19 protein-coding genes are annotated in these 24,519 nt (G+C 57.7%); 11 read left to right on the forward strand and 8 right to left on the reverse strand.

All coding sequences use genetic code 11. The features are described from left to right. Window positions 1-77: 77 nt before the first annotated feature. Together AC781_RS08285 and AC781_RS14080 are read right to left on the reverse strand one after the other, a co-directional pair. Window positions 78-2,138, reverse strand: a complete 2,061-nt coding sequence (locus tag AC781_RS08285) for a hypothetical protein (RefSeq protein WP_141675827.1) — start codon at window positions 2,136-2,138, stop codon at window positions 78-80. Window positions 2,139-2,271: 133 nt separating this feature from the next. Next, window positions 2,272-2,409: a hypothetical protein gene (locus tag AC781_RS14080; protein WP_156850315.1), complete on the reverse strand. Its 138-nt coding sequence runs from the start codon at window positions 2,407-2,409 to the stop codon at window positions 2,272-2,274. Window positions 2,410-2,438: 29 nt separating this feature from the next. On the opposite strand from AC781_RS14080, the gene ffh reads away from it, so the two are divergent. Next, on the forward strand, window positions 2,439-3,917 hold the full coding sequence (gene ffh / locus AC781_RS08290; protein ID WP_083076827.1) for a signal recognition particle protein: 1,479 nt from the start codon (window positions 2,439-2,441) through the stop codon (window positions 3,915-3,917). An 83-nt stretch (window positions 3,918-4,000) separates the two neighbouring features. On the opposite strand, the gene AC781_RS08295 is transcribed toward ffh, so the two are convergent. Next, entirely contained in the window at window positions 4,001-5,665 is a 1,665-nt protein-coding gene (locus tag AC781_RS08295) for a tetratricopeptide repeat protein (protein ID WP_067776429.1), read from the reverse strand. A gap of 115 nt (window positions 5,666-5,780) precedes the next feature. Beyond that, on the reverse strand, window positions 5,781-6,125 hold the full coding sequence (gene rplS / locus AC781_RS08300) for a 50S ribosomal protein L19 (RefSeq protein WP_067776432.1): 345 nt from the start codon (window positions 6,123-6,125) through the stop codon (window positions 5,781-5,783). A 225-nt stretch (window positions 6,126-6,350) separates the two neighbouring features. Between rplS and AC781_RS08305 the strand changes: the two genes are divergently transcribed. Beyond that, entirely contained in the window at window positions 6,351-6,950 is a 600-nt protein-coding gene (locus AC781_RS08305) for a hypothetical protein (protein WP_067776433.1), read from the forward strand. Window positions 6,951-6,972: 22 nt separating this feature from the next. Here the strand turns inward: AC781_RS08305 and AC781_RS08310 are convergent, their stop codons facing one another. Both AC781_RS08310 and AC781_RS08315 read right to left on the reverse strand, forming a co-directional pair. Further along, window positions 6,973-7,869, reverse strand: coding sequence for an ABC transporter ATP-binding protein (locus tag AC781_RS08310; protein ID WP_067776436.1), 897 nt, complete (start codon window positions 7,867-7,869; stop codon window positions 6,973-6,975). Between the two features lie 22 nt (window positions 7,870-7,891). Beyond that, a complete protein-coding gene (locus AC781_RS08315) occupies window positions 7,892-9,229 on the reverse strand; it encodes a dipeptidase (RefSeq protein WP_067776439.1) in 1,338 nt (445 codons plus the stop codon). Window positions 9,230-9,442: 213 nt separating this feature from the next. On the opposite strand from AC781_RS08315, the gene AC781_RS08325 reads away from it, so the two are divergent. Beyond that, window positions 9,443-12,193: a hypothetical protein gene (locus AC781_RS08325; protein ID WP_141675828.1), complete on the forward strand. Its 2,751-nt coding sequence runs from the start codon at window positions 9,443-9,445 to the stop codon at window positions 12,191-12,193. 15 nt (window positions 12,194-12,208) lie between these two features. Then, the gene (locus tag AC781_RS08330) at window positions 12,209-13,312 is read left to right on the forward strand and encodes a hypothetical protein (protein ID WP_067776448.1); all 1,104 of its coding nucleotides are present in this window, start codon (window positions 12,209-12,211) and stop codon (window positions 13,310-13,312) included. Here AC781_RS08330 and AC781_RS08335 read toward each other — a convergent pair. Together AC781_RS08335 and AC781_RS14085 are read right to left on the reverse strand one after the other, a co-directional pair. After that, a complete protein-coding gene (locus AC781_RS08335; RefSeq protein ID WP_067776452.1) occupies window positions 13,309-14,100 on the reverse strand; it encodes a hypothetical protein in 792 nt (263 codons plus the stop codon). The two genes, AC781_RS08330 and AC781_RS08335, sit on opposite strands and share 4 nt — an antisense overlap. Then, window positions 14,100-14,498 carry a Jag family protein gene (locus AC781_RS14085; protein ID WP_172801750.1) on the reverse strand — a complete coding sequence of 133 codons (399 nt, stop codon included), beginning with the start codon at window positions 14,496-14,498 and terminating at the stop codon, window positions 14,100-14,102. The genes AC781_RS08335 and AC781_RS14085 overlap by 1 nt, the downstream gene beginning before the upstream one ends. A 296-nt stretch (window positions 14,499-14,794) precedes the next feature. Here AC781_RS14085 and AC781_RS13715 point away from each other — a divergent pair, with 296 nt between their 5' ends. From AC781_RS13715 to AC781_RS08370, 7 genes are all read left to right on the forward strand, one after another. Beyond that, on the forward strand, window positions 14,795-15,418 hold the full coding sequence (locus AC781_RS13715) for a type II secretion system protein (RefSeq protein ID WP_067776457.1): 624 nt from the start codon (window positions 14,795-14,797) through the stop codon (window positions 15,416-15,418). 38 nt (window positions 15,419-15,456) lie between these two features. Further along, a complete protein-coding gene (locus AC781_RS08350; RefSeq protein WP_067776460.1) occupies window positions 15,457-16,521 on the forward strand; it encodes a 3-deoxy-7-phosphoheptulonate synthase in 1,065 nt (354 codons plus the stop codon). A gap of 81 nt (window positions 16,522-16,602) precedes the next feature. Continuing rightward, complete coding sequence (galB, locus tag AC781_RS08355) at window positions 16,603-19,581, forward strand: beta-galactosidase GalB (RefSeq protein ID WP_067776465.1); 2,979 nt, start codon at window positions 16,603-16,605, stop codon at window positions 19,579-19,581. Window positions 19,582-19,740: 159 nt separating this feature from the next. Next, a complete protein-coding gene (locus AC781_RS08360) occupies window positions 19,741-22,191 on the forward strand; it encodes a tetratricopeptide repeat protein (RefSeq protein WP_067776469.1) in 2,451 nt (816 codons plus the stop codon). A 220-nt stretch (window positions 22,192-22,411) separates the two neighbouring features. Beyond that, complete coding sequence (locus AC781_RS14090; protein ID WP_172801751.1) at window positions 22,412-22,588, forward strand: hypothetical protein; 177 nt, start codon at window positions 22,412-22,414, stop codon at window positions 22,586-22,588. Window positions 22,589-22,632: 44 nt separating this feature from the next. Next, entirely contained in the window at window positions 22,633-23,472 is an 840-nt protein-coding gene (locus AC781_RS08365; RefSeq protein WP_172801752.1) for a tetratricopeptide repeat protein, read from the forward strand. Between the two features lie 84 nt (window positions 23,473-23,556). After that, window positions 23,557-24,474, forward strand: a complete 918-nt coding sequence (locus AC781_RS08370; protein ID WP_067776475.1) for a tetratricopeptide repeat protein — start codon at window positions 23,557-23,559, stop codon at window positions 24,472-24,474. Window positions 24,475-24,519 lie beyond the last annotated feature (45 nt).

Below are 24,519 nucleotides of genomic sequence, written 5' to 3' on the forward strand. Positions count from 1 at the left end.
CACCGCCGCTTCATCCATAAAAAGGAACAGGCAGACAGCAAACGCCGCCTGCCCGCAAAACCGCTGTATCCCGACGGTTACTTCATCTTGAGATGAAGACGGAAAATGCACTTGCCGCCCTCATTCGACACCGTCGCATAAATACCGTCCATAACCGCATCAAGAGCCGTCACTCCGGCAAAAGCATTTTCCACCAGTTCGGACTTGCCGACGATCCGGCGCACGAACGAGGCATTGTGATCCATCCACTTCTTCAACCCTCCCACACGGAAGACGAAAAGCCCCCCTCTGGCCGTACCGGACGGCGATTGAGCAATACGGACGATCTCTTCGTTCCAGAGGCGCGACGTACCCAGCACCAGCGATTCATCCGTCAGAATCAGGTTCGGTTCGCAATTCGGCTCATCATCCCCTTCTGCCAGAGAATAGACTGTTCCGCCGTTTCCGAAGGTCGATACCCGGAGAGTTTCAGGCATCATCTTTTCCCAATCCTTGCGGGACAATCCTTCCTTGAGGGCAAGTTGCTCCACTTGGGATAACAGGGCGTTCCACCCGGAAACGATCTGGCTGCGATCCCTGACGCTTGCATACAAAGCCACACGGGGAGCTGTCATTTGATCCAGAAGAGGCTGTGTCGCCGGGGAAATATCTTTCGGGAAAGAGCCCTTTCCGTCCACCAGAAGAGCTGAGTCCGTACCCAGCCCTTCCCACATGGTGCGGCACGATTTCCACATGGACTTGACGGTTTCCGCATACTGCCTTTCCTCTTCCAGCGTTTTGCGGCTGGAGATGCCTCCTCCTATCGTCGAACCGTACCAAATACAAGCAACAGCATTTTCCACCATATCCGCCAATGTCTTCGCGGCAGCCGGATTCACGGTCTGCTCCATCAGAAGAATCGTATCCGGATTGTCTGCCAGTGATGCCAGCGCCAGCGACCTGCCATCGTCGAACCATACAGACTTGCTCCCCGTCATTTCCACATGAAGACCGTCCTGCTCCCATGCGATGCATGTCGATGCACACGGTTCGGGCAACCCTTTGCCATCGGCCAGCGGATCAAGCACTCCGGCAACGGCGGCTTTGGCATCCTTCATCGTCTGACGGTCGGGCCAGTCGGCCATTTCCACGACTCGTTCCAGCAATTTTCTGGTTCCGGCATAGCGAGCCCGCTCGTTGGCTTCCATCGCGGCCACCAGCTCCTTGCCGGTATACATCAGGAAATTGGGCCGGTATGCCATCTTATCAGAGGCAAAAGCCAGCTTATCCGTCTTCAAAATGGATTCATCGGCATTGGCCGCCAGCTTGAGCTGGGTTGCAGGATCTTCCGTCATGGAGAGAATAAGCTTCCCATCGTGCACCGCACCCAGCACATAAATCTTTCTCCCCTTCAATCCCTCCAGCAGCTCGGTCAGAGGTTTCTTCATATTCGACTTCATGCTCTGGCCAAACACCCGCAACCGATCCGCCAATTGCGAACCTTCGATGCAAATGCCTGAGAAATGAACACCCGAATAATCACCCTCGTGATACACGCCCGCCCACTCTCCGGCACGCGATTTCAGCATGGCAATCATGGAAGACATCTGGGCTTCCACCATCGGCATCATTGAGCGTTCAGGGGTCACGACCGCCAGCAACGGAGGCATTGTGCCCGCATGCGCCCAGCCTTTCGCCGCAACCAACACATCCACCATGGCCTGGTCGGACAAACCGGAAATCCATGTACCCAGCGCTTCGTCGTCTTCCAGAAACTCATGCAGAGTTCGGCTATCCTTGGCGGCACGCACAGCTGCATACAAGGGAGCCATGCTGCGCATGCTCTCCGCCGATCCCTTGCCGCAAGCAATCACCGCATTGCGCACGCCAAGCACCGGCAACGGCACGTCGACAGCTTGACCGTCATTGAACAACCGGACGAGCTTCGAGCCGCACAAAGTCGTGGCTGTCTCGCCCACATCGAACGCACCCATGACGAATTCGGTATCGGCAGGAAAAAGCGACAATGACGATTGGAAATTCGAGCGATACTTCATCTCGGCGGTTTCAAGGCCGTTGCCCTGCCAGGACGCAGCCGGAGCGGGTTCCTGCGCATACACGCAGGGAATAAGCAAAGCTGCGAGGAACGTCGTCTTCATCTTCATGTTCATGATGTAATCGGGGAAATGTGGGTGATGGCAAAGCGGGGACACCTGTCCGGCACTTCGCTTGTCGAGTATAGAGAGGAGCATAATCGCTGTCAAGAAAGCAATCCTGCCCATCCTCCATATATCATGCCAGCAAGTCGCATACTATCGACTCCCTGCCGGTACCCGCTTGTCCGGAACGCGATACCCACCGCTCAACCTTCGTCCAATGCACCTTCCCCGCATCACGCACCATCACAGGATGCAAACTTGACTTTGCCATACGGGCTTGCTACCATTTCGACACGAATCATGTTTTCATTCCTTGCCGACAAACTGGACAATACCTTCCGCAAACTGCGCGGACTGGGAAAGATCTCCGAGAAGAACATCTCCGATGCGTTGAAGGACATCCGCGTCGCCCTGCTCGAAGCCGATGTCGAATTCTCCGTGGCGCGCGAATTCATCGCCCACGTCAAGGAACAGGCCATGGGTACGGAAGTACTCAAATCCATCAAACCCGGCGAGCAGATCGTCAAAATCTTTCGCGATGAAATCGCCGAACTCCTCGGTGGAGACGTCGCCACGCTCGACCTCACGGACCCCGCCCGCATCCTCGTCGTCGGCCTCAACGGTGCAGGCAAAACCACGACCAGCGCGAAACTTGCCCTCCGCCTCAAAAAAGAAGGCCGCCGCCCCCTTCTCGTCGCTTGCGACTTGATCCGCCCCGCCGCCATCGACCAGCTTGCTACGCTGGCGAAGCAAATCGACGTACCCGTCTTCACACCCGCTCCGGGGGAAAAAGATGTCGTCCGCGTTGCCAGGGAAGCCCTTCAGTGGGCCAAAACGCAGGACGGAACCGTCATCATCTTCGACACCGCCGGCCGTCAGGAAGTCGATGAAGAACTCATCGGCGAACTCAAACGCCTGAACGACTACATCGACCCGCGAGAAACCCTTCTCGTCGTCGATGCCGCTACCGGCCAGCAGGCCGTTCAGGTAGCCTGCACCTTCAACAACGCCGTCGGCATCACCGGCATCGTCATGACCAAGCTCGACGGCGATGCACGCGGCGGCGCCGCGCTCTCCATGCGCTCCGTCACCGGCAAACCCATCAAATTCGCGGGCGAAGGCGAAAAACTCGACCAGTTCGGACCCTTCGTACCTGACCGCCTCGCGGACCGCATCCTCGGCATGGGCGACATCGTGGGACTCGTGGAACACGCCGCCGCCCGCATCGACGAAGAACAGGCCATGAAATCCGCCCAGCGCATGGCGGAAGGCAAGTTCGACTTCAACGATTTCCTCGACCAAATGCGCATGATGCAAAGCCTCGGCCCGCTCGAAGGCCTGCTCGGCCTGCTCCCCGGCTTCGGCAAACTCAAAAAGCAGATACCCGCAGGCGCCCTCGACCCCAAGCGCATGAAGCACATGGAAGCCATCGTCCTCTCCATGACGAAAAAGGAACGCAGCAACCCCATGCTTCTGAACCCTTCCCGCCGCCGCCGCATCTCGGCAGGCTCGGGCCGCCCCATCTTCGAAGTCAACAAACTCATCAAAAACTTCACCGAAATGAAGAAAATGATGTCCGGCAAAGGCAAAATGGGCGCCATGATGAAACAAATGGCAGGCAGCATGCCCGGCATGGCTGGAGGCGGCGGCATGCCCGACCTCAGCGGCATCGACATGAAAAGCCTCGGTATGGGAGGCCTGAAAGGCATGGCCCTGAAAGGCGCCCTCAAGGGAGTCGGCGCAGCCAACAAAATAGGCAATCTGTTCCGCGGACGCTGAACGCGGAACCAAGCAACATCATCACCGGTACACCTCACAAGGCGTGCCGTTTCTTTTGGGACAGGGGAAGGAAATTCTCTGCCTCAATGCTTCTCGAGCCGTCCCACATTCGAACGCGCATCCGCATTGCCCAGGCCGGCGGCTTGCCTATACAAGGCAAGAGCCTTCTCCCGGTTCTTATCCACACCCTTCCCCCGCTCATACATGGAAGCGAGATTGTTCATCGCCTTATCGTCGCCAAGCTTCACGCCCTCCTGATAATAATGGACGGCCTTTCCTGCATCCGTCTCGCCCGCCAGCCCCTCTTCATACAGATAACCGAGGAAAAAAGCGACTCGAGGCATCGTGGGAGATTGGTCATACAGGCGCGACAACACTTTTCGGGCCATCTTCCCATCAGCTTCACAGCCGATACCGACCAACAGATAACGCCCCCACTCCACCAACGCTTCAGGATACAGGCTCGCAGCTGCGCGGAACACCAGTTCATAAGCCTTCTCAGGATTCTTCGCACAGGAACCGTACCCCTCTTCCTTATACCTGGCCAACCGCAACAGCCCGGGAGCATAATTCAGCACAGCCATACGCTGCGCCATCCCGCACGCCTTTTCCGGTTGAGGCGCACCACCGTACTTGCCCTCGTACAAATGGCAAAGCGACATCATCGCCGCACAACTATTCTGCTCCGCAGCACGCAGAAGCAGTTTTTCGACACGATCCACCACATCGCCCGAAGCCTCCTTATCCGAATCGATCCGTCCCAGCAACGCCATGGACACACGCAACAGAGCAATGACTTCACCACGCTCCGCCGCCTGCACCATATCCTCCTCGAAGCTGCCGTCCACCTCTCCTCCAACATCTTTTCCGACCCCCGCCCATAACAGCGAAAACTGCGGATACACCTTCATGGCCAGCGCATCCCCCTTTCCGGCGGAGCGGCGGAGCAACTCCAAGGCATCCTGATGAAACAGGGCAAGCCCCTGCTCCATCCATGCACCGACGGCCCTGGTATCCCCCATCGAAAGCCACCGCTGCAACACCCTGCAATAGGCCGCGGACATTCCCGGTTCACCCTTCACGGCGCGCATGCGCAAAGCCGCCATCCCCTGCGCCAGCGTTTCACCCATTCGGGCACGCAAATCCTCCCCTAATGCACCATGCTCATACTCCGACAGCAGAAAATCGATAAACAGCGGGTCTCCGTCGCGCGAACCATGCATCAGCAAAACAGCCTGAAACATATCGTTCCCTGCCGTCTTACCCTCCAGAGACCACCTCAAAGCCAGCGCCAGCATCCCGCGACCGTACGCCGCACGAGCCAGCCAGTAATCGTACCACCGTGAAGGCTCGTGGAACCATGGCGCATCGGCGGAGGTACCGGCGAACACATCGCCCCATACCTGCCGCTGCCCTGGGGAAGGCGGATTCATGGCATACAGATCGGCATTCTCCACCCCCTTGCGACTCCAGAACAGCACCAGCTGGAAAGCAGCGCGCACATCTCCCTTATCCGCAGCACCGAACAGCTCTTCCGAACTCCGGCACTCATACGGCAGTCCTTGCCCGCCGTCCGGAGAAGAGGATACCGCATCCGCCATGATCCATGACGAAAAACGGCACAAATCCGCCATCTCCTTTTCAGCTGCGCGCGTACCGTGCTGCTTTCCGGTTTCCTGCGCAAAAACGAACGAGGAAAGAGAAAACAAAGCACAGGCTATGGCGGCATGAGGGAATTGTATCGGCATAAAGTCAATGTAACAAAGCTTGCGACTTCCTGTGAAGAAAAAAAGGCGGCTGCACCACAAAAAAACGCCCTCTCCGGTTGGAGAGGGCGTCAAAAAAGAAAGACTATCGCAAAAATCAGCGGGCGGTCTTCACCGTCATGGCTTCCTTGCCGATACGGCCGCGGAGATAGTGAAGCTTCGCACGGCGCACGAGGCCGCGGGAAACGATTTCAACCTTGGCGATGCGGGGAGTGTGTACCGGGAAGGAGCGTTCTACACCTTCGCCGTAGGAAATCTTGCGGACGGTGAATGCTTCGTTCACACCGGAACCGCGCTTGGCGATCACGATACCCTGGAAAATCTGGACGCGTTCCTTACCACCTTCGATCACTCGGGTGTGAACCTTGACGGTATCACCGACGTTGAAGGGGGCGACCTCCGCCTTAAGTTGTTCCTGTTCGATCTTGTTGATAATGTTCATCTTGCTTTCCTTGTATTCGACGTTAAATGAGACTTGTAGTGAGTTGGGTGGCGGATTCTACATGAAAAATCCTGTCTTGGCAATGCAAATTTCTCATTGCAACCCATTTTTTCTTCCCAAAGCGCCGGACGAACGGAAAACAACGCCGCCGCCAACACCCTGTCGGAGAGGAGGAAACGCTATTTCCTTCTTTACTTTCGTTTCCGCATCCGTTAAAGTCGAAGCGTGGTTGCCATTTGCATCGTCGCCCTGTTTGCCTGCGTCGGACTGATCGATGCAGTCTGGCTTGCATGGAAAGGCGAATGGCTCATGCTCGCCATGCTGGCGCTCGCCGTCCTGACACCGGTTCTGAAATGGCTTTACGGCCTCGTCGCCTTTCTGCTGAAACTGTTCCTGTACTATCCCGTCCGCCGCATCGCGCCGGCCCCCGCATCGTCGCTGCAAGTATTCTCCATCTTCCTGTCGCACGTACTCGCCACCCTTTTAATCGGCAGCGGCCTGTTCGCCCTGTGCGCATGGAGCATCCCCCAAAGCCGCGCCCTTTCCCTGCTGACTGCGCTCATCCTCACGGTGAACACGGCCGTACCTCCCTCCCGCAAAGAAGAACAGAACGCCTTGGCGGACACCCTGCACACCGTCTCCTTCGTCGCAGCCCTGAGCACGTCCGGCGTCTTCATCCTCGGAATCCTCTTCCTGCATGCGGACGAGGTCATCTGCGGCCTGATGGCACTCCCCGTCGTCATCGCGGGTGCCGTCTTCAACATCAAGCTCTATCGCAAGCGCCTTCGCGCCACGGGAGGCACCACCCCGTGGGCCAAGCAATAACACGCGCCCAGTCGGTTCGGGCTTACTTTCCGGACTCCGCCTTACGGGCCTGATCTTCCCTGTCCTTCTCCATCTGGCTGCGAATGCCCGCCAGAAACACATCCTCCAATGAATTGCGGGGATGGCCGGAACCGAGCCACCTGGCCTCTCCATCCTCATCCACCACACGGCGCAGTCGTCCCAGAAGGTCGGAAGACGCATTCTCCAAAAGAATCTCCTCGCGTTTCGCATCACGAGTCAAATCGTCCATTGACCCCTCGGCAATAAGAAGCCCCTGATACAAAATCCCCACGCGGTCGCAAACCTCCTGCACCTGCTCAAGCAAATGCGAACACAGGAACACGGTCATCCCCTGCCCCTTCAACGCCATCACAATATCCCGGATCACGCGGGACCCGATCGGATCCACCCCTGCCGTCGGCTCATCGAGCACAATCAGCTTCGGCTTCTGCACCAAAGCCTGCGCCATGCCGATACGCTGGAGCATCCCCTTGGAATAGCCGCCGAGCCTTCGTTTTGCAGCATCCTGCAAGCCGACCAGCTCCAGCAGCTCATGGGTTCGCTCCTTCAACGCCCGACCGCGCAAACCGCACAGCTTGCCGTAAAAGCGCACCGTCTCCTCACCTGTCAGGAACTTGTAGAAATAGGGATTCTCCGGCAGGAAACCGATCTGTTCACGGTTGGAGGCATCCGTCGCCGAACGGCCGAACACCTCGCACTCGCCTGAACTCGGAGCCAGCAAGCCGATCAGCATCTTCATGATCGTCGACTTGCCGGAACCGTTCGGCCCCACCAGTCCGTACACGCTCCCCTGCGGAATCTGCAGGGAAACGCCTTTCACCGCATACACACCTTCCCTCCCCCAGGGAGAGGGAAACTGCTTGTGCACATGGCGGATATCGACGGCAGGAGCAGCCATAACTGAAAAATCGAAAAACGACTCACTCACTCTCGCCCAGCCTGCGCAACAGAGAGGCAGACATCTCAATCGCCTTCTCCCAGAGATCCAGCCGCATATTCTCGTTCGGCGAATGAATGCGGGCATCGGGCAGGCACAACCCCAGCAAAAGGGCATCTACGCCGAGCTGCTTGCTCATCTCCGCAATCACGGGAATACTGCCGCCCTCGCGCACAAGCACGGGCTTATTGCCGAAAGCCTCTTCCAGAGCCTGCTGGGCTGCCTTGCCGTAACGAGAATGAGGATCGCACACATACGCCTCGCCTCCATGCTGATTCACAAACCTGATCTCGACGCCCTTCGGCGCCACCTTCTCGAAATGGGCCTTCACGAGCTGCAAAATACGCTTGGGATCCTGCCCCGGAACGAGGCGACAGGAAATCTTCGCCACCGCCTTCGTCGGAATCACGGTCTTGCTACCCTCTCCTTCGTACCCGCCGAAAATACCGTTCAGCTCGAAAGTCGGACGAGCATAGATACACTCCGCTCCGGTATAACCGGCTTCCGTACGCAAAGCCTTCACACCCGTCAGGGCAGCCAGCGAAACATCGTCCATACCCGGCACCCGGCTCCACATCACGCGCTCCCAATCTGCCGGAGGCTCTACGCCGTCGTAAAAACCGTCGATCGACACGCGGCCTTCGGCATCATGGCACGTCGCCAGCATCTCCGCCAGCACCGTAATCGGATTGGCCACCGCACCGCCGAACACCCCGGAATGAAGATCCATCGCCGGGCCGTTAACGATCAGCTCGCCGCAGGCCACCCCGCGCAAACCGTAGGAAAACGTCGGCACATCGGGTGCAGCCATCCCCGTATCGGAAACGACGATCACATCACAAGCCAAAAGTTCCCTGTTCTTTCCCAGAAAATCGATCAAACTCGCGCTGCCGACTTCCTCTTCGCCTTCCAACAAAAACGTCACATTCACGGGCAGCGTACCGCCGCCTTCCTGCAACAGCGACTCCACACCGAGAATATGGGCGAAAAGCTCGCTCTTGTCATCCGAAGCTCCTCGGGCATAAATGCGCCCGTCACGCACGACCGGCTCGAAAGGATCGGACTCCCACAACTCGATCGGATCCACCGGCTGCACATCATAATGCCCGTAAATCAGCACACGGGGCTTCCCGGGAACCTCCGGACTCTTCGCAACGACAATCGGATGGCGCGCCGTCCCATGGCTACGCGCATCGAACCCCATGCCGGACAACTTGTCCACCAGCCAATCCGCACAATCCGCCACATCTCCGTCATGGGCACGCTGCGCCGAAATACTCGGAAAACGCAGCAACGTCATCAATTCATCCAGTCTGCTCATGACAACCACTCTACGCAAGAGCCTCAGGAAGGCAAGCCCCGAATGCGGCAGCGGCCACAATGCGCATGACCGCACGCTTCACCCGGATATGAACCGCGCCAACAATCTAACACAATCTAACTTATAACGTATTCACAATCCTGCAGCATACATTATACGCTTCCCAACCGCCAGCGAGTATGCTAGCATGTCGGCGGCCTTCTCCAACACCGTATGACCCGCCTCCGACAGCAACTCAACATCCCATGTATCATTCTTACCGGGCTTGTTTTGATCGACGCCTGCCCGGCAGTTCCTTACATAACGAATCGAACTGCTACAACTCGAGTCTCTGATCTCGAACAGCAACGACAAGCCGAAAAAGTAATTGCACAACTCGGCAGCAGCGACTTGAAACAATCGGACGAGGCCTTCCTGACTTGCGCCCGGCAAGAGAATGCCACGCTCACTCGCGCACTCCGCGAAGCAACCTATTCCGACAATCCGGAACTGGTGCGGCGCGCACAAATTGCATTGGCCCTCCAAACGCTCGCGTTGGCAGCTTCCACTGAAGACACCACCATTTTTCGGCTCAAAGCCCTGTACGAACTGGGAGACACGGAATTCACCACCATAGGCCTCAACCAGTGGGCGAGGGAACTGCTGACGGAAAACCGCGGAGGCAATGACGAAATCACCGCACTATGCACGGCGTTGGAAAGCTGGGACAACGTCAACCCCAAACTCGAAAGCGCCCTGATCTACCAAAGACTCATCCGCGCCTACAATCAGGGAGCGGATGACCCGCTCGGGGAACTCCGCCCATGGGTACAGGGATTGTACCGGCGCCTCAGAGGATTCAGCGACAACAAAATACTCCTGTATAACGACATCCTTCGCAACAACACCGAAGAAGTATACTTCCGCCATGGTCCGTGGCAATCCAACACCTGCCGCATCTGGACCGCCCCGCATGAATACGAACCGCTCGTTCTGGCAAACTCGCCGACGCGGTATGAACTCAGGCAGTTGCACTACCTCACCCACAACTTCAACACCTTGCGGACGGATATCGCGGAAGAAGGCATCAGCCGATTCAAACGCAAAGGGCAGGCCCTGCCTTCCTGCTGCATGAAATCCATGAACAGCCTGGCGGCGCGCCATCATCTAATACCCGTCGACATCCCTGCTACCGCCAAACAGATCAGAAACGCCGCAGCCACCATCCCGAAAAACATGCAGGGCTTCATCCCCCGCTGCCTGCTGGCACTTGGCGGAAAAATGCCGGCATGGGAAAAAATGGACGTCTATGATGACCTGAGCATCATGCACTTCCCGGACATCACCGCCGTCCGCCTGCCCCAATGGAACTGCGCTTACCTCATCACCCCGGATGAAAACACGGAATCGTACAGGCAGACATACAAACACAACCTGACCGAACTTGACGAACTCTGCAAACAGGCCAAGGCAAAAAACAAAACGGACCTGCTCATCGCACTCGCCCTCAAGGAATGCGACGACGCCCTCCCGGACAATCAGGAAACCCGCCACTCCGCCATCGCGACCAAACAAACGGCATGCTACAGCCTCCTGCTTGAAATGAACCTCGGCGACCTTGCCGTACCCGTTCCCTCCGAAGAAGGTCCGGAAAGCTTCAACATCATCGTCTCCAGCAACGATGCCAACCGCGACGAATTCGAACGCCTGCGGGAATTCGTTCCCCGCCAGCTCCACAGCTGCATCACCGGACTGGCCGTACTCGAAGAGCGAGGCGAATGGGATGCTCTCCGGACGGACTGCGCAGCCCTCGCTGAACTGCTCAACCGCTACGACGTCTGGTCACTCCTCATCTGCCAGCACGAACTCCGGGGCGTCAGCCCGCTGGCTCTGGCCGAACTCTTCTCACACTACGAACGCGACCCGCAACGAATCTCCCGCTATTTCGACATCCTTCGCTCTCCTCACTACAGCATCTTCCCGCAGTTCAACCGCGCATGGGGACTCGGAGGAGGCATACGCGCCGCCAACATCCTGGCAGGCAAAATCCCTGCCACAAACAGCGACAGGCAGGACATCCTTGACCGCATCGTCATCAACGGCATGGAGGGTTATCGGAACGGCACCATCGGCATCGACTCTCTCCATATCATGATCCGCCTCCTTGGCGAACAAGGCTATGGAGAAGCCGCTGGCGCACTGGCCTCACTCATTCCTGAATTCGGCAAAACGGGTTTCCCGTCTGCCGTCTATGCGATTGTCCACCACTTCATCGAGCAAAACAGGTTGGACCAGGCGGCCCCCTTCATTCGGGACATCAACGCCAGCAAACGATATGACCGCCCCCTGCTCCACCTCGCCATGTCTGAATATGAAGAAGCCCTCGGTCACGACGAACTGGCATGGAAACACTACAAAAACGCCGTCACCCTCAACGCACTCTTCTTTCAGGCCGGGTTGAGGGACGACTACGACCTTTTCGTGCAAACCCTTCTGACCTACGGCAACTACCGCGATGCCGAACGATTCTACTTCAACATGGGCCATCGTATCGTCGACATGCACAACCTGGCCGAAGCCTATGTTGAATCCGAACAATGGGACAAGGCGAACTACATCTACGAATACATCGTACACCGCGGCATCTGCGTCAACGCCCCGTCCTACACGGACCCCACCCATGAACAAATCGTCCTCTCGCGAGCCATGGCGGATTGGACTCGCGGCATGGTCCGGCTCGACCAAGGCAAACAAACGGAAGCATACCACCACATCGAACAGGCACTGTCGGACATCAGCGGACATCCCCGCCTCACCCAAGACATCCTGACCAGACTCCTGCCCAACACCGCCATCCCGGCAGAACGCCGCATGCAATGGAAAAACAATGAAATCCGGGCCCTCGAACAAAAACTTCACAACCAGCCGAAACACCCAGGCGCCCGCATGGCGCTCGACACCCTTCGCGCCACACGCCTACCCTGATCACGCCCCGCCGCCATGAACCGCACATCTCACATCCTCGCCTCCCTGACACTTGCCGGCAGCGTACTCGCGCAGGAAGACGCCACGCGCACATGGACGCTCGACAACGGCCAAACCATCCAGGCTGCAGCCATCTCCACTCCGGGAGACAGCATCTATCTTCAGAAAAAAGAAGGCCGCACCCTCCGCATCCCGCTCTCACGCCTGAGCGCCCAGGACCACGCCTACCTCCGCACCTGGAAAAAACCCGCTCCTCCCTCCGCCGTACCCATGCTTCCCCATACAATGGCAAGCGATGCAGACTCCATGCCTGTCCACACATGGAACATCGGCAACGGCCAAACCGTCCGTGCATCCATCCAAAGCCTGGGACCGAACGACCTCGTCATCCGCACCGGCGACGACCGCCTCTACAACCTGCAACGCAACGCGCTCACCCCGCAGGAAACGGCCCACGTCGAAGAATGGAAACGCTTGAACAGCATCCGTAATTGGAACGTATACTGCCAGTTGCACAGCAAGGAACCGCTCATCATCGAAGCATCCCTTTCCGACGCGATTCGGCGAACCGCCACACTGCGTCTGCTGGACGGCAGCCAGACCATTTACCGCTTCAGCCAATTCAAAGGGGAAGATCTGGACATCCTCCAGACCTGGGACACTCCGGACGAACGCATGGAACAAACCCTTGTCTTTCACACGGATGCAGCTGCTGCAGAAGCCGATGCCAAACGACACTCACGCCGGATCATGCTATTCCTCGTAGGGAAAAAGGGAAGCAGAGAAGAATCGCTCTGCGAACAATTCATCTGGAGCAACCCCTATTTGATCGAGTATTTGAACAAAAAATATACTCTAGTGCGCTATTACTGCGATGAAAACGGAAAATGGCCGGAACCCGTCCGTTTCCTCTTGGATAGGCAGACTCATCATCACGATTATCCATGGCATAAGACATTTCCTCAACTCATCATTGCCCATCATATCACACAAATCGACTACAATGCTCCCTCCTATTATCGCATCAACCTGAATGTCGTCCAGCCCTGTTCAGGCCTCAGCATCCCGGATGAACACTTTCCCAACTCCCATCCCGCCGCAAACCTGAAAACGCCTTAATCCCTCGTCTTGGCCTGCAAACGGGCACGCCGCAACTCCTCGCGCAACGCATGCGCATGCTTCCCCTCAGCCGACGACTTGTCCATATCGCGGGCATACTCCAATGCTGCCACGGCTGCATTGAAAGCAGCCTCGGAACGCGGAGAATGCACGCCATCATACAAAACAGCCGTCTTCCTCAGCAAAAGAGGATACAGCACACGAAGAGCAGCGGACTGGCGCAGGGCAACGGGCCGTCCGGCATCCTTGCAAAACGCGGCAACCTTGTCAATCACCGCCTTCAAGGAACGCGCATCGGCATTCGGGGACAAATCATGCACCTCCCCCATCAAAAGAAATAAATCCGCGCGATCGGACGCCTCCTTGACACGCCCCTGCAGCCTGCTTCTATCTGCCGATCGCAATGCGGCGGCGTCAGCCAGCCTATCGGCCAAAGGCAAACCATCGACCGTCGCCACAGCGCCGGCGACGCTGGCATACAGCCCATCCCGATCCGTCAGCACGAACGCAGGCGTATAAACCACCAGATCCCGCATCGCCTCCGCCGCATTCGAACGGCTCGCGCGATCAGCCGTCGCATCGCCAAGCTTCACAACCTCCCATGCCACATGGGCAAAACGGGCATCCCTCTTCAACTCGTCCAGCACGGCTCCCAATTCACGGCACGGAGCGGAATCGTCCACATACACGCGCCACACCTCGCCTTCCCGAGACGGCTCCGCATGCGCAACCTGCACGGAACACACGGCCGCAGCCGTGCAACATCCATAACCCAGACAGCGAAACATCAGACCCGGCGAATCGTAATCCGCTTATAACGATCATCACCGTCTTCCGACACCGTCACGACCCCTTCGATCTCCTTGAGTGCATTATGCACCAAACGGCGATGATAGGCATTCAAGGGCGGCATCTTCTGCTCCTCACCCGATTCCAGCACGCGTTCAGCCAAAGACCTTGCCTTGCCCAGCAGCCTCTCCTCACTCTTCTCGCGGTAATGGTCGCAATCGACCTTCACCCTCGGAGCATCCGGCAGAACATTCTGAATCATACGGTTGACGAGATACTGCAAATCGTCCAGACGATCACCGTCCTCACCGATGAGAAACCTGGCATCTTCCGATGCAATCTGAAGGCAGACGACACCGTCCTCCTCCGTCACATCGACATCATATGCGAAACCCATTGCATTCAGGATATCGCCCAACGACTTTTTGGCTACTTCAATCAAATCCATAGGACATCTACAGTATTGCCTCAAAATGCCTCCGAGACAAGCATAAAGTGAACCAGTCCGGAGTAAAATCCGGTATATGCTCCATTTCCGCACCACATGCAGCCATGCTGATTGCCCTGGTTCCAGCCCATCCGAGCCTCCGATCAACCTCACACGCAGGCACCAAGAACCAACCCCTCGCCCAAAATGCCATCCTCTCGCTTTCCACTTGCAAACCTCGGGGAACATGATACAATCGGCGTGATATGAAATTGCGCTCTTTTTCCAGTTGCAAACGCGGATTTACGCTCATTGAAATCCTGATCGTCATGGCTATCATCGCCATTCTCGCTGCGATTGCCTATCCCATCATCACCTCCAAACTCGTCGAAGCCAAACGCATGGAATCGCGAAAACAGTGCACCGACATCGAAAAAGGAATCAAAGACTTTTATGAGGACTACAACACCTATCCCGTCAAGAATGAAGGCTCCATTGCCGACAGCGGATCCGGCACCACCATCCGCACCACGGAAAGAGACCCGAACGACCTCATCACCATCCTCTTCGGCAAGGAAAAATCCGAAAACCGCATCAACGAAAAGAAAATCCAATACATCACCGGATCCATCGTTGAAACGAAAGTCAACGGCATCTACCGCCGCGGCGACAGCTACGGCTATTACGACCCGTGGGGCGAAGCCTACTACGTCGAAATCACCCACAATGTCGATGGAGAAGGCCTGAACGACCCCTGCGCCACCGGAACCAACAAATCCACGGATCAAAGCGTCATCGTCTGGGGTACCGGCCCCGACAAGGAAGGCCCTCGCGGCACCGGAGACAACACCAAAGACAACGTCTTCTCCTACAAAAGCGGCTCCAAATAACCTCTTCAAAACTTTCGATCACCACATAGCCTAAACCCATGAGCTGGTTCCAAACGGATGACGTGCGCATCACGTCCATCAAACCCCTGATATCCCCCGCCATCCTCATTGAGGACTTCCCCTGCACGCCGGAAGTGGAGCAACTCGTCTCCGAAACGCGCCACAACCTCCAGCAATGCATCAAGGGAGACGACGACCGCCTGGCCGTCATCGTCGGCCCCTGCTCCATCCACGACCCCGAAGCTGCCGTCGACTACGCCGGCCGCCTTCGCTATGCGATGGACCGCTACAAGGACGACCTCCTGATCATCATGCGCGTCTACTTCGAAAAACCGCGCACCACCGTCGGCTGGAAGGGCCTCATCAACGACCCCTTCATGGATGGCACATTCAAAATCAACCGCGGCCTGCGCATGGCCCGCGGCCTCCTCATCCGCCTCGCGGAAATGGGAGTGCCCGCCGCCACCGAATTCCTCGACACGATCTCACCGCAGTACATCGCCGACCTCATCACATGGGGAGCCATCGGAGCACGCACCACCGAAAGCCAGGTGCACCGCGAACTCGCCTCCGGCCTCTCCATGCCTGTCGGATTCAAAAACGGCACCTCCGGCAGCACGCAAATCGCCATCGACGCCATCGTCTCCGCCTCCAACCCGCACAGCTTCCTCTCCGTCACCAAACAGGGTGGAGCAGCCATCGTCTCCACCTCCGGCAACGACACCTGCCATCTCATCCTCCGCGGTTCCAGCCACGGCACGAACTACGATGAGGAACACGTTCGCAAAGCGTGGGAAACCCAGCAGAAAGCCGGCATCTCCAACCGCCTGATGATCGACTGCTCGCACGGCAACAGCAACAAGGACTGGCGCAACCAGGCCGTCGTCGCGCAGAACATCGCCGAACAACTTGCCGAAGGATCGGAACTCGTCGCTTCCGTCATGATCGAAAGCAACATCGTCTGTGGAGCACAGCCCAACAAGCCCCCCTTGAAATACGGGCAGAGCATCACGGACCAATGCGTCGGATGGGAAGAAACCCTCGACATCTTCGAAACGCTGGCCGAAGCAGTCCGGAAACGCCGGGCCCGCACACAGGCATAAAACCTCCGCCCGCATGAAAGAACCGCCTTCATGCGGGCGTATTATAGAAACCCGGCACCCATCGTCTCGCACCACATTCATATGAAAACACACTGGACATTACTTCTCACTCTCGGTATCTCCGTTGCCAACGCAGCGCCCTTGCCCGCTACCCAGCGTGAAACATTCGACTTCGGCTGGAAACACGCCCGCTTCGGCAACATGCCCGACGGCACCGTACAGCCTGAACCCGGAGCGGAATCCGCCCCCCTCACCTCTTCCAGCCACGAACACCAGAACATCGCCATGAACGCGATGGACGGCAACCGCAACACACGCTGGTGCGCCGCCAACGCCAACCCCGGCCACTACATCACAGCCGACTTCGGCAAACCCGTAGCCGTCAGCCAAATCAACGTCATCTGGGAAAAAGCTGCACCGCGCGACTACGTCATCTCCGGTTCCGATAACGGCAAAACGTGGACCGACATCGCCGCCCGCATCGGCGACAACGGAACGGAATCGGCGCAAAACCTCTACGGCAAAAACCAAAAACCTGCCGACTCTCGCGCTTACCGCTACTACAAATTCACCGTCAACGGAACTGGAGGCGGCAACTGGGCCAGCATCCGGGAAATCGAATTCACCGATGCCGCCGGAAAGAAAATCAAACCCGCCGGCGAAAAACTCAATGCCAACAAAGTACCGTTCGGAACCAACTTCGACGACACAAAATGGCGCTCCCTCAACCTCCCGCACGACTGGGCCATCGAAGGCCCCTTCCGCCCCGAACTTGAAAACGAAACCGGCAAACTCCCGTGGGTCGGCATCGGCTGGTACCGCAAAAGCTTCGACGTACCCGCCGATGCAGGAGAACACCGCTACTACCTCGACTTCGACGGAGTCCTCTCCATGCCCAAAGTCTACGTCAACGGCGAACTTGCCGGAGAATGGGGCTACGGATACTCCTCCTTCCGCGTAGACATCAGCAAACACCTCAAACCCGGCCAGAAAAACACCGTCGCCGTCCGTGCGGAAAACCTTCCGCGCTCATCGCGCTGGTACCCGGGCGCAGGCATCTACCGCCACGTATGGCTCACCAAAACCAACCCCGTCCATGTCGACAACTGGGGCGTATCCATCACCACCCCCCAAGTCTCCAACGACAGAGCCACGGTCGAAATCAAAACAACCGTCCTCAACACATCGGACAAACCCGCTACCGTCTCCGTTGAAAACGCCGTCGCAGGCGTAGCCGGAGCTGCGGGCAAACCAGAAACCGTCACCATCCCCGCCGGACAAAGCAAGGAAATCACCTCCACCATCCAACTCGGCAACCCCAAACTCTGGGATCTTGACACCCCCCATCTCTACGACCTCGCCACCACCATCAAACTGGACGGCAAAATCATCGACAAAGTCAACAACACCTTCGGCGTACGCACCGTCGAATGGAAACCCGATGGCTTCTACCTCAACGGCCGCAAAGTCCGCATCAACGGCGTCTGCCAGCATCACGACCTCGGACCGCTCGGTGCCGCCGTCTATGCGCGCGGCTACGAACGCCAGCTCGAAATCCTCAAGGAAATGGGGGTCAACTCCATCCGCACCTCACACAACCCGCCCGCTCCCGAACTGCTGGAAGCGTGCGACCGCATGGGCATCCTCGTCGACAACGAACTCTTCGACATCTGGGAACATCAGAAATACGACAAAGCCAACGGCTACCACATCCTCTGGAAAGACTGGCACGTCAAAGACCTCCAGAACTTCGTCAAACGCGACCGCAACCACCCCAGCGTCATCTGCTGGAGCGCCGGCAACGAAATCGACGAACAGGGCACCGCTCGCGGCAAAGAAGTAGCTCAGGAACTCGTCCGCCTCTTCCACGAAGCGGATCCCTCCCGCAAAGTCACCGTCGGCTGCAACAACCCCAATGCATGGAAAAACGGCTTCGGCGAAATCTTCGACATCTACGGCTTCAACTACAAACCCCACCTCTACGGCGAATTCATCAAACAGCGCCCGAACCAGCCGGTCATCGCCTCCGAAACCTCCTCCTGCGTCTCCACGCGCGGCGAATACTACTTCCCCGTCAAATGGGGAATCGGAGACGGCTTCTTCAACTACCAGGTCAGCTCCTACGACCTCTACGCCCCCGGCTGGGCCTACCGCCCCGACCGCGAATTCGCCGCACAGGACGCCAACCCCAACATCGCGGGCGAATACGTATGGACCGGATTCGACTACCTCGGCGAACCCACCCCGTACAACCAGGACCGCGCCAATGCAGGCAACTTCTCCAACCCTGAAGAAGCCAAAGCAGCCCTCGAACGCTTCGCCGCGCTCGGCAACAAAGCGCCCTCACGCAGCTCCTACTTCGGAATCGTAGACCTCTGCGGCTTCCCGAAAGACCGCTTCTTCATCTACCAGGTACACTGGCGTCCTGATCTGAAAATGGCCCACATCCTCCCCCACTGGAACTGGGAAGGCCGTGAAGGGGAAATCACCCCCGTCCATGTCTACTCCTCGGGCGACACCGCCGAACTCTTCCTCAACGGAAAATCGCAGGGTGTACGCGTCAAAAAACCGGGCAGCGACACCGAAGGCTACCGCTTCTTCTGGAACGACGTCAAATATGAACCCGGTGAACTCAAAGTAGTCGTCACCAAAAACGGCCAGCCCTGGGCAACCGCTACTCGCGCCACCACAGGCAAAACGGCAGCCATCGACCTTCAGGCCGACCGCACCGCCATCGCCGGAGATGCACGCGACATCAGCTACGTCACCGTCACCATGAAAGACGCCAAGGGCAACACCGTACCCACCGCCAAAGAACCGCTCACCTTCACCGTCAATGGCCCGGCTGAAATCATCGGCGTGTGCAACGGCAACCCGGTCGACCTCTCCGGCTTCCAGAAAAACACCATCGATGCCTTCAACGGCCTTGCACAAGTCATCGTGCGTGGCAAACGCGGCGAAAGCGGCCCCGTCACCCTCACGGCCACATCGCCCGGCATCAAAACAGCCACCATCAAACTCAACATCGCCAAACCGACTGCCGAACAACTCAAAAAATAACACGGCGTCCATTCGGAAAAACATCAAGCGCTGTTCCGCACACCGGAGCAGCTCTTCTTGTATCCCCTTAAAATCACAACTGCGTAACAACACCTCAACAACCTTGACCCGGAGGCGCAAATCTGTTCTATATAGAAAAGAACCACCCGCAGCCTCCCCATGCCGACCATCCGAACCCTCCTGCCGACCCTCGCCCTCCTGCTCCCGTCCATCGTCTGGAATGCCTCCGCAGACACCAGACGGGAAACGACCGAAATGCGTAAACTCAGGCAAAAAGCCGAACAAGGCAATGCCGAAGCGCAAAACAAACTTGGCAACCGATACGCCGAAGGCATCGGAACAGCCGCAGCCCCGGAACAAGCCTTCCACTGGTACAGCCGGGCAGCCGCACAAAACAACCTCGCCGCCACCACCAGCATGGGCATCTGCTACCTGCGGGGACTCGGCACCGAACCCGATGCGGAAAAAGCCCTCCAGTACCTCCATCGCGCCGCAGGCAGGGAAAGCCCCCGTGCCTGCGCCCTGCTGGGAGTCTGCTACATACAGGGCCATGGCACCCCGCAGAACATCAGGCAAGGCCTCACCTACCTCCGGAAAGCGGCAAACCAAAACAACGCCTCGGCCCAACACAACCTCGGAGCCTGCTATGCCGCCGGAATCGGCCTTGCCCAAGACGAAGTCGCTGCCTTCTTCTGGTACGAAAAAGCGGCCGAACAAGGCTACGCCCCTGCCCAGTACAACCTCGGCCTCTACTACGAACACGGCAAAGGCACCCCACCCTCGCGCCGCACCGCCGCCTACTGGTATGAAAAGGCAGCCGAACAGGGAAACACCGACGCCGCAACCGCCCTCGCCGTCCTCTGCCTGAACAGCGAAGGCATCCATCAAGACCTCCCGAAAGGAATCTCCCTCATGAAACAGGCGGCCGAACAAGGCAACCCGCAGGCGCAGTACAACCTCGCCCTCTGCTACAGAGAAGGCAAAGGCGTCTCGAAAAATCCGGCGCTCGTCCGGGCCTGGCTCATGCGCGCAGCCGAACAAAACCACATCGCCTCGCAATACCTCCTTGCCCGCACCTGCACATCCGAAGAAGGAATCATCCACACCCCGGAAGAGGCGGCCTCATGGTACCGGAAAGCGGCAGAACAAAACCACCCCGAATCCCAGTATGAACTGGGCATGAGCTACTACACCGCAGATGGCGTCCCATACGACCCCGAACAAGCCGTCGAATGGTTCAGGCGCGCCGCCGTCCAACACCACCCCAAAGCCCTGAACATGCTCGGCATCTGCTACACGCAGGGCATCGGAATACAACCGGACGCACAGCAGGCTTTCGAACACTTCTCCCGGGCAGCAGCCCTCAACGACCCGACGGCGCAATACAACCTCGCCGCCAGCCTCTCCACCGGCAGCGGCACCGCAACCGACCCGCAGCAAGCGGCACACTATTACCGGGAAGCCGCCATGCAAGGCCACCGCGAAGCCCGGTACCGGCTGGCAAACAGCTACGCCACAGGCACCGGACTCCCGCAGGACTGGGAACAAGCCATCCGCTGGTATCGAATGGCCGCCGCTCAAAAACATCCGGAAGCCCTCCGGCAACTCGGCCTCTGCTATGCCGAAGGCCACGGCATCCCGCCCGATGGACAACAAGCCATCCTCTTCCTTCAGGAAGCCGTCAAGCAAGGCAGCACCGCCGCATGGAACGACCTCTGCTCCCGGCAAAATCCCCCGGAACCGGCGCATGACTTCGACACCCTCCTCCTCCATGCAGAACAAGGCTCGCCGGAAGCCCGATACGCACTCGCGGAACAATACGCCCGCAGCGACCGCTCCGGGCCAGGCATGAAAAAAGCATTCCGATGGTACCTCCTTGCGGCGGAACAAGGCCTGCCGCAGGCTCAGCATAAAACGGCCCTTTGCTACGGAAAAGGCGCAGGCACACCGGCAAATGCACAGGAAGCAGCAGCCTGGCACCTCAAGGCAGCTCTTCAGGAGCACCCCGACTCCCTGTATCGGCTCGCCGTCTGCCGGCAATGGGGCATCGGCACTGCCATCGACATCCCTGCCGCCGAACGCAACTACCGGCAGGCAGCAAACCTCGGGCACCCGCAAGCCCAACGCAACCTTGCCCTGCTCCTCGCCACCCGGGCCAAAACGCCCGGAGACCGCGAACAGGCGCTCTCCTCCATGACCACCGCCGCCGAACACAACGATGCGGAAGCCCAGTACATCCTCGGCACATGGTTGGAACGAGGCACCTGCTCCGCTCCGAACACCGACGCAGCTCTGCACTGGTACTGCAAAGCTGCCGCCAACCGCCATGCAGGTGCACAAAACACACTCGGATGGCACTTCCAGCACGGCATCTGCGTCCCCCAATCCCATCGGCAGGCTGCCGACTGGTATGCCAAAGCCGCACAACGGGGCGACCCTACCGCCATCCTCCGATTCGCACTGGTCGGTAGAGGCATAACCCACACACCCTGGAACACCCACCCGGCACCGGAAACACCGCCGCGCCGCCATCGGGACGAACCGGACACGGCACCTCACTTATTGCCGCAGCCACCTCCCGTCCGCATCCATCTCGATGCAGCTCCCTGAAAAACGGGCCATCCATCGCGGCCACAACCATCCCGCCGCTCCCTGCGTGGAAAACGCCATACCCGTATCCGGAATGTACACCAATAAAAAAATTGGGAAATAATCCTTTTTTTTCAGACGATGCCATTCCTCAAACGTTATTCTAAGAGAAACCGCCCTAAAACGGCCATCCAGTCTACTCAAAAACAACCACCGGAACAACCGCATTCCCCCAAAACATATGGAACACGAACAACACCGCACCTCGTGCCAACCCCTCTTTCACCCGAACCTCCTCACACCTTCCACCAGCTCACCGCACACATTCCGGCAGCAACGGACGCAACTCACCCTGTGGATACCCTCCGCCCCGCCCCGCAAGCCTCTCCGGCGCCCCCGTATCACCCTGCCCAACTGACAATCAAAAACATCCCTTCAAACATGTCGAAACAATTCTCCCTCATGACCATAGATCACACCTCAACACCTTGGCTCGCCCCCATCCATCCGGCGGACACCTTGCCCCAACGCATCGAAAAACTCCTTGCCCCCGACAGCGACCCCGAACATAAAAAAGAAGCCTTCCAATGGCTCCTGCTCGAAGCCGAACTCGGCAACACCATAGCGCAGCACCGCCTCTGCCGCTGCTATCTCACCGGGTGCGGCACGCGCAAAGACTTCCGGCAAGCATCCCGGTGGTGCCGCAAAGCTGCCGAGCAAAACCACATCTCCGCCCAGTACGAACTGGCCGAACTCTACAGCCATGGCCGCGGCGTCACCCGCAACCAGGTCGTCGCCGCCAAATGGTACAGAAAAGCGGCACGCCAGAACCACCTGCCCGCGCAGGCCGAACTCGGCAGACGCTACGGCATCGGTAAAGGAGTGCCGCACAACGAAGGCAAAGCTGCATACTGGTACGGCCTCGCCGCCGAACAAGGCCTCGCCTGCGCCCAGTACCAGCTCGCCATCCGGTACATCCATGGAGCTGGCCTCCCAGCCAACCCGCAACATGCCTATGCATGGTGCCGCCTCTCTGCCGAACAGGGATATGCACAGGCGCAAACCTGCCTCGGCTGGATGTACGCGGACGGCTTCGGCACTCGTCACGACCCGGAACTCGCCGTCCAGTGGTACCTGAAAGCCGCAGAACAAATGCAGCCGCAAGCCCACTACAACCTTGGAAAACTGTATGCGGAAGGCTCCCGCATCAGGCAAAACATGCAGGAAGCCCGCAAACACCTCGAACAGGCCGCGGAATACGGCTACCAACCCGCTCAAGAAGCGCTGCTCACTCTACACTGAGGCATATGGTCACAGAAAATCGTCAAAATTATCCTTGACCTCAACTCACCGAAAACCATACCATGTAAACGGAAACCTTTTCCCATGAAAACATTACCTATCATCCTTGCCATCGGCCTCCTTGGAACGCCTCTCGGAGTCGGCAAACCCGAATCGCAACCGGCCTCCCCCGAAGCGGAACGCTTATTCCGCAAAGCAGCCGAACAAGGCAACAAGGATGCCGAAGAACAACGGAAAATAATCAGACAGACCTTGCAACCCGCTCTTTCAGAGAAGCCTGACAACATTCCCGAATCGCCTGATGCAGCGGCATCGCAACAGACTCTCCAACCGCTCGATCAGCAACAGCTCAAACAATTGATCACATTTGCCGAACAAGGAAATAGCAACGCCCAATACCTCCTTGGCGCCATTTTCATGAACGGAACCGGAATCGAAAAAAACGAAACCAAAGCATTCGAGTGGTTCAAAAAAGCAGCCGTTCAAAACCATACAAAAGCCCAATGCATGCTCGGAATGTGCTACTTACAGGGCATTGGAACGAAAAAAGATGAAAAACAGGGAATCGAGATCATACAAAAAGTTGTGGCACAAGGCGACGCAAAAGCCAAATACCTTCTCGGTTTGTGCTATCTCGAAGGTACGGGGGTTAAGAAAAATGCAACCCGCGGATTTCAGCTAATGGCTCAGGCAGCAGAACAGGGTGATAGCGAATCACAAAGCGCTCTCGGTGTGTGCTATGAGAAAGGTATCGGAACTGAAAAAAATACGGCGAAATCATTTCAATGGTTTAAAAAAGCAGCGGAACAAGGCGATAGCAACGCACAGTTCATAATCGGGTTACACTACATCCAAGGCACGGCCACAAAGAAAAATACGAAGGAAGCGGAACACTGGCTTCAGAAATCCGCCGATCAAGGCAATCAGGAAGCTGCGGAACTCCTGCAAATGATCCGCCAAACCATGCAACCGAAGCTCGAACCGGATAAAACTCCCGAATAGTCTTCCCTGCACCTGTAACTCATCAATCCCCCTCTGCCTCAAAAC

It is taken from the genome of Neoakkermansia glycaniphila (assembly GCF_001683795.1).
Lineage (GTDB): Bacteria > Verrucomicrobiota > Verrucomicrobiia > Verrucomicrobiales > Akkermansiaceae > Akkermansia > Akkermansia glycaniphila.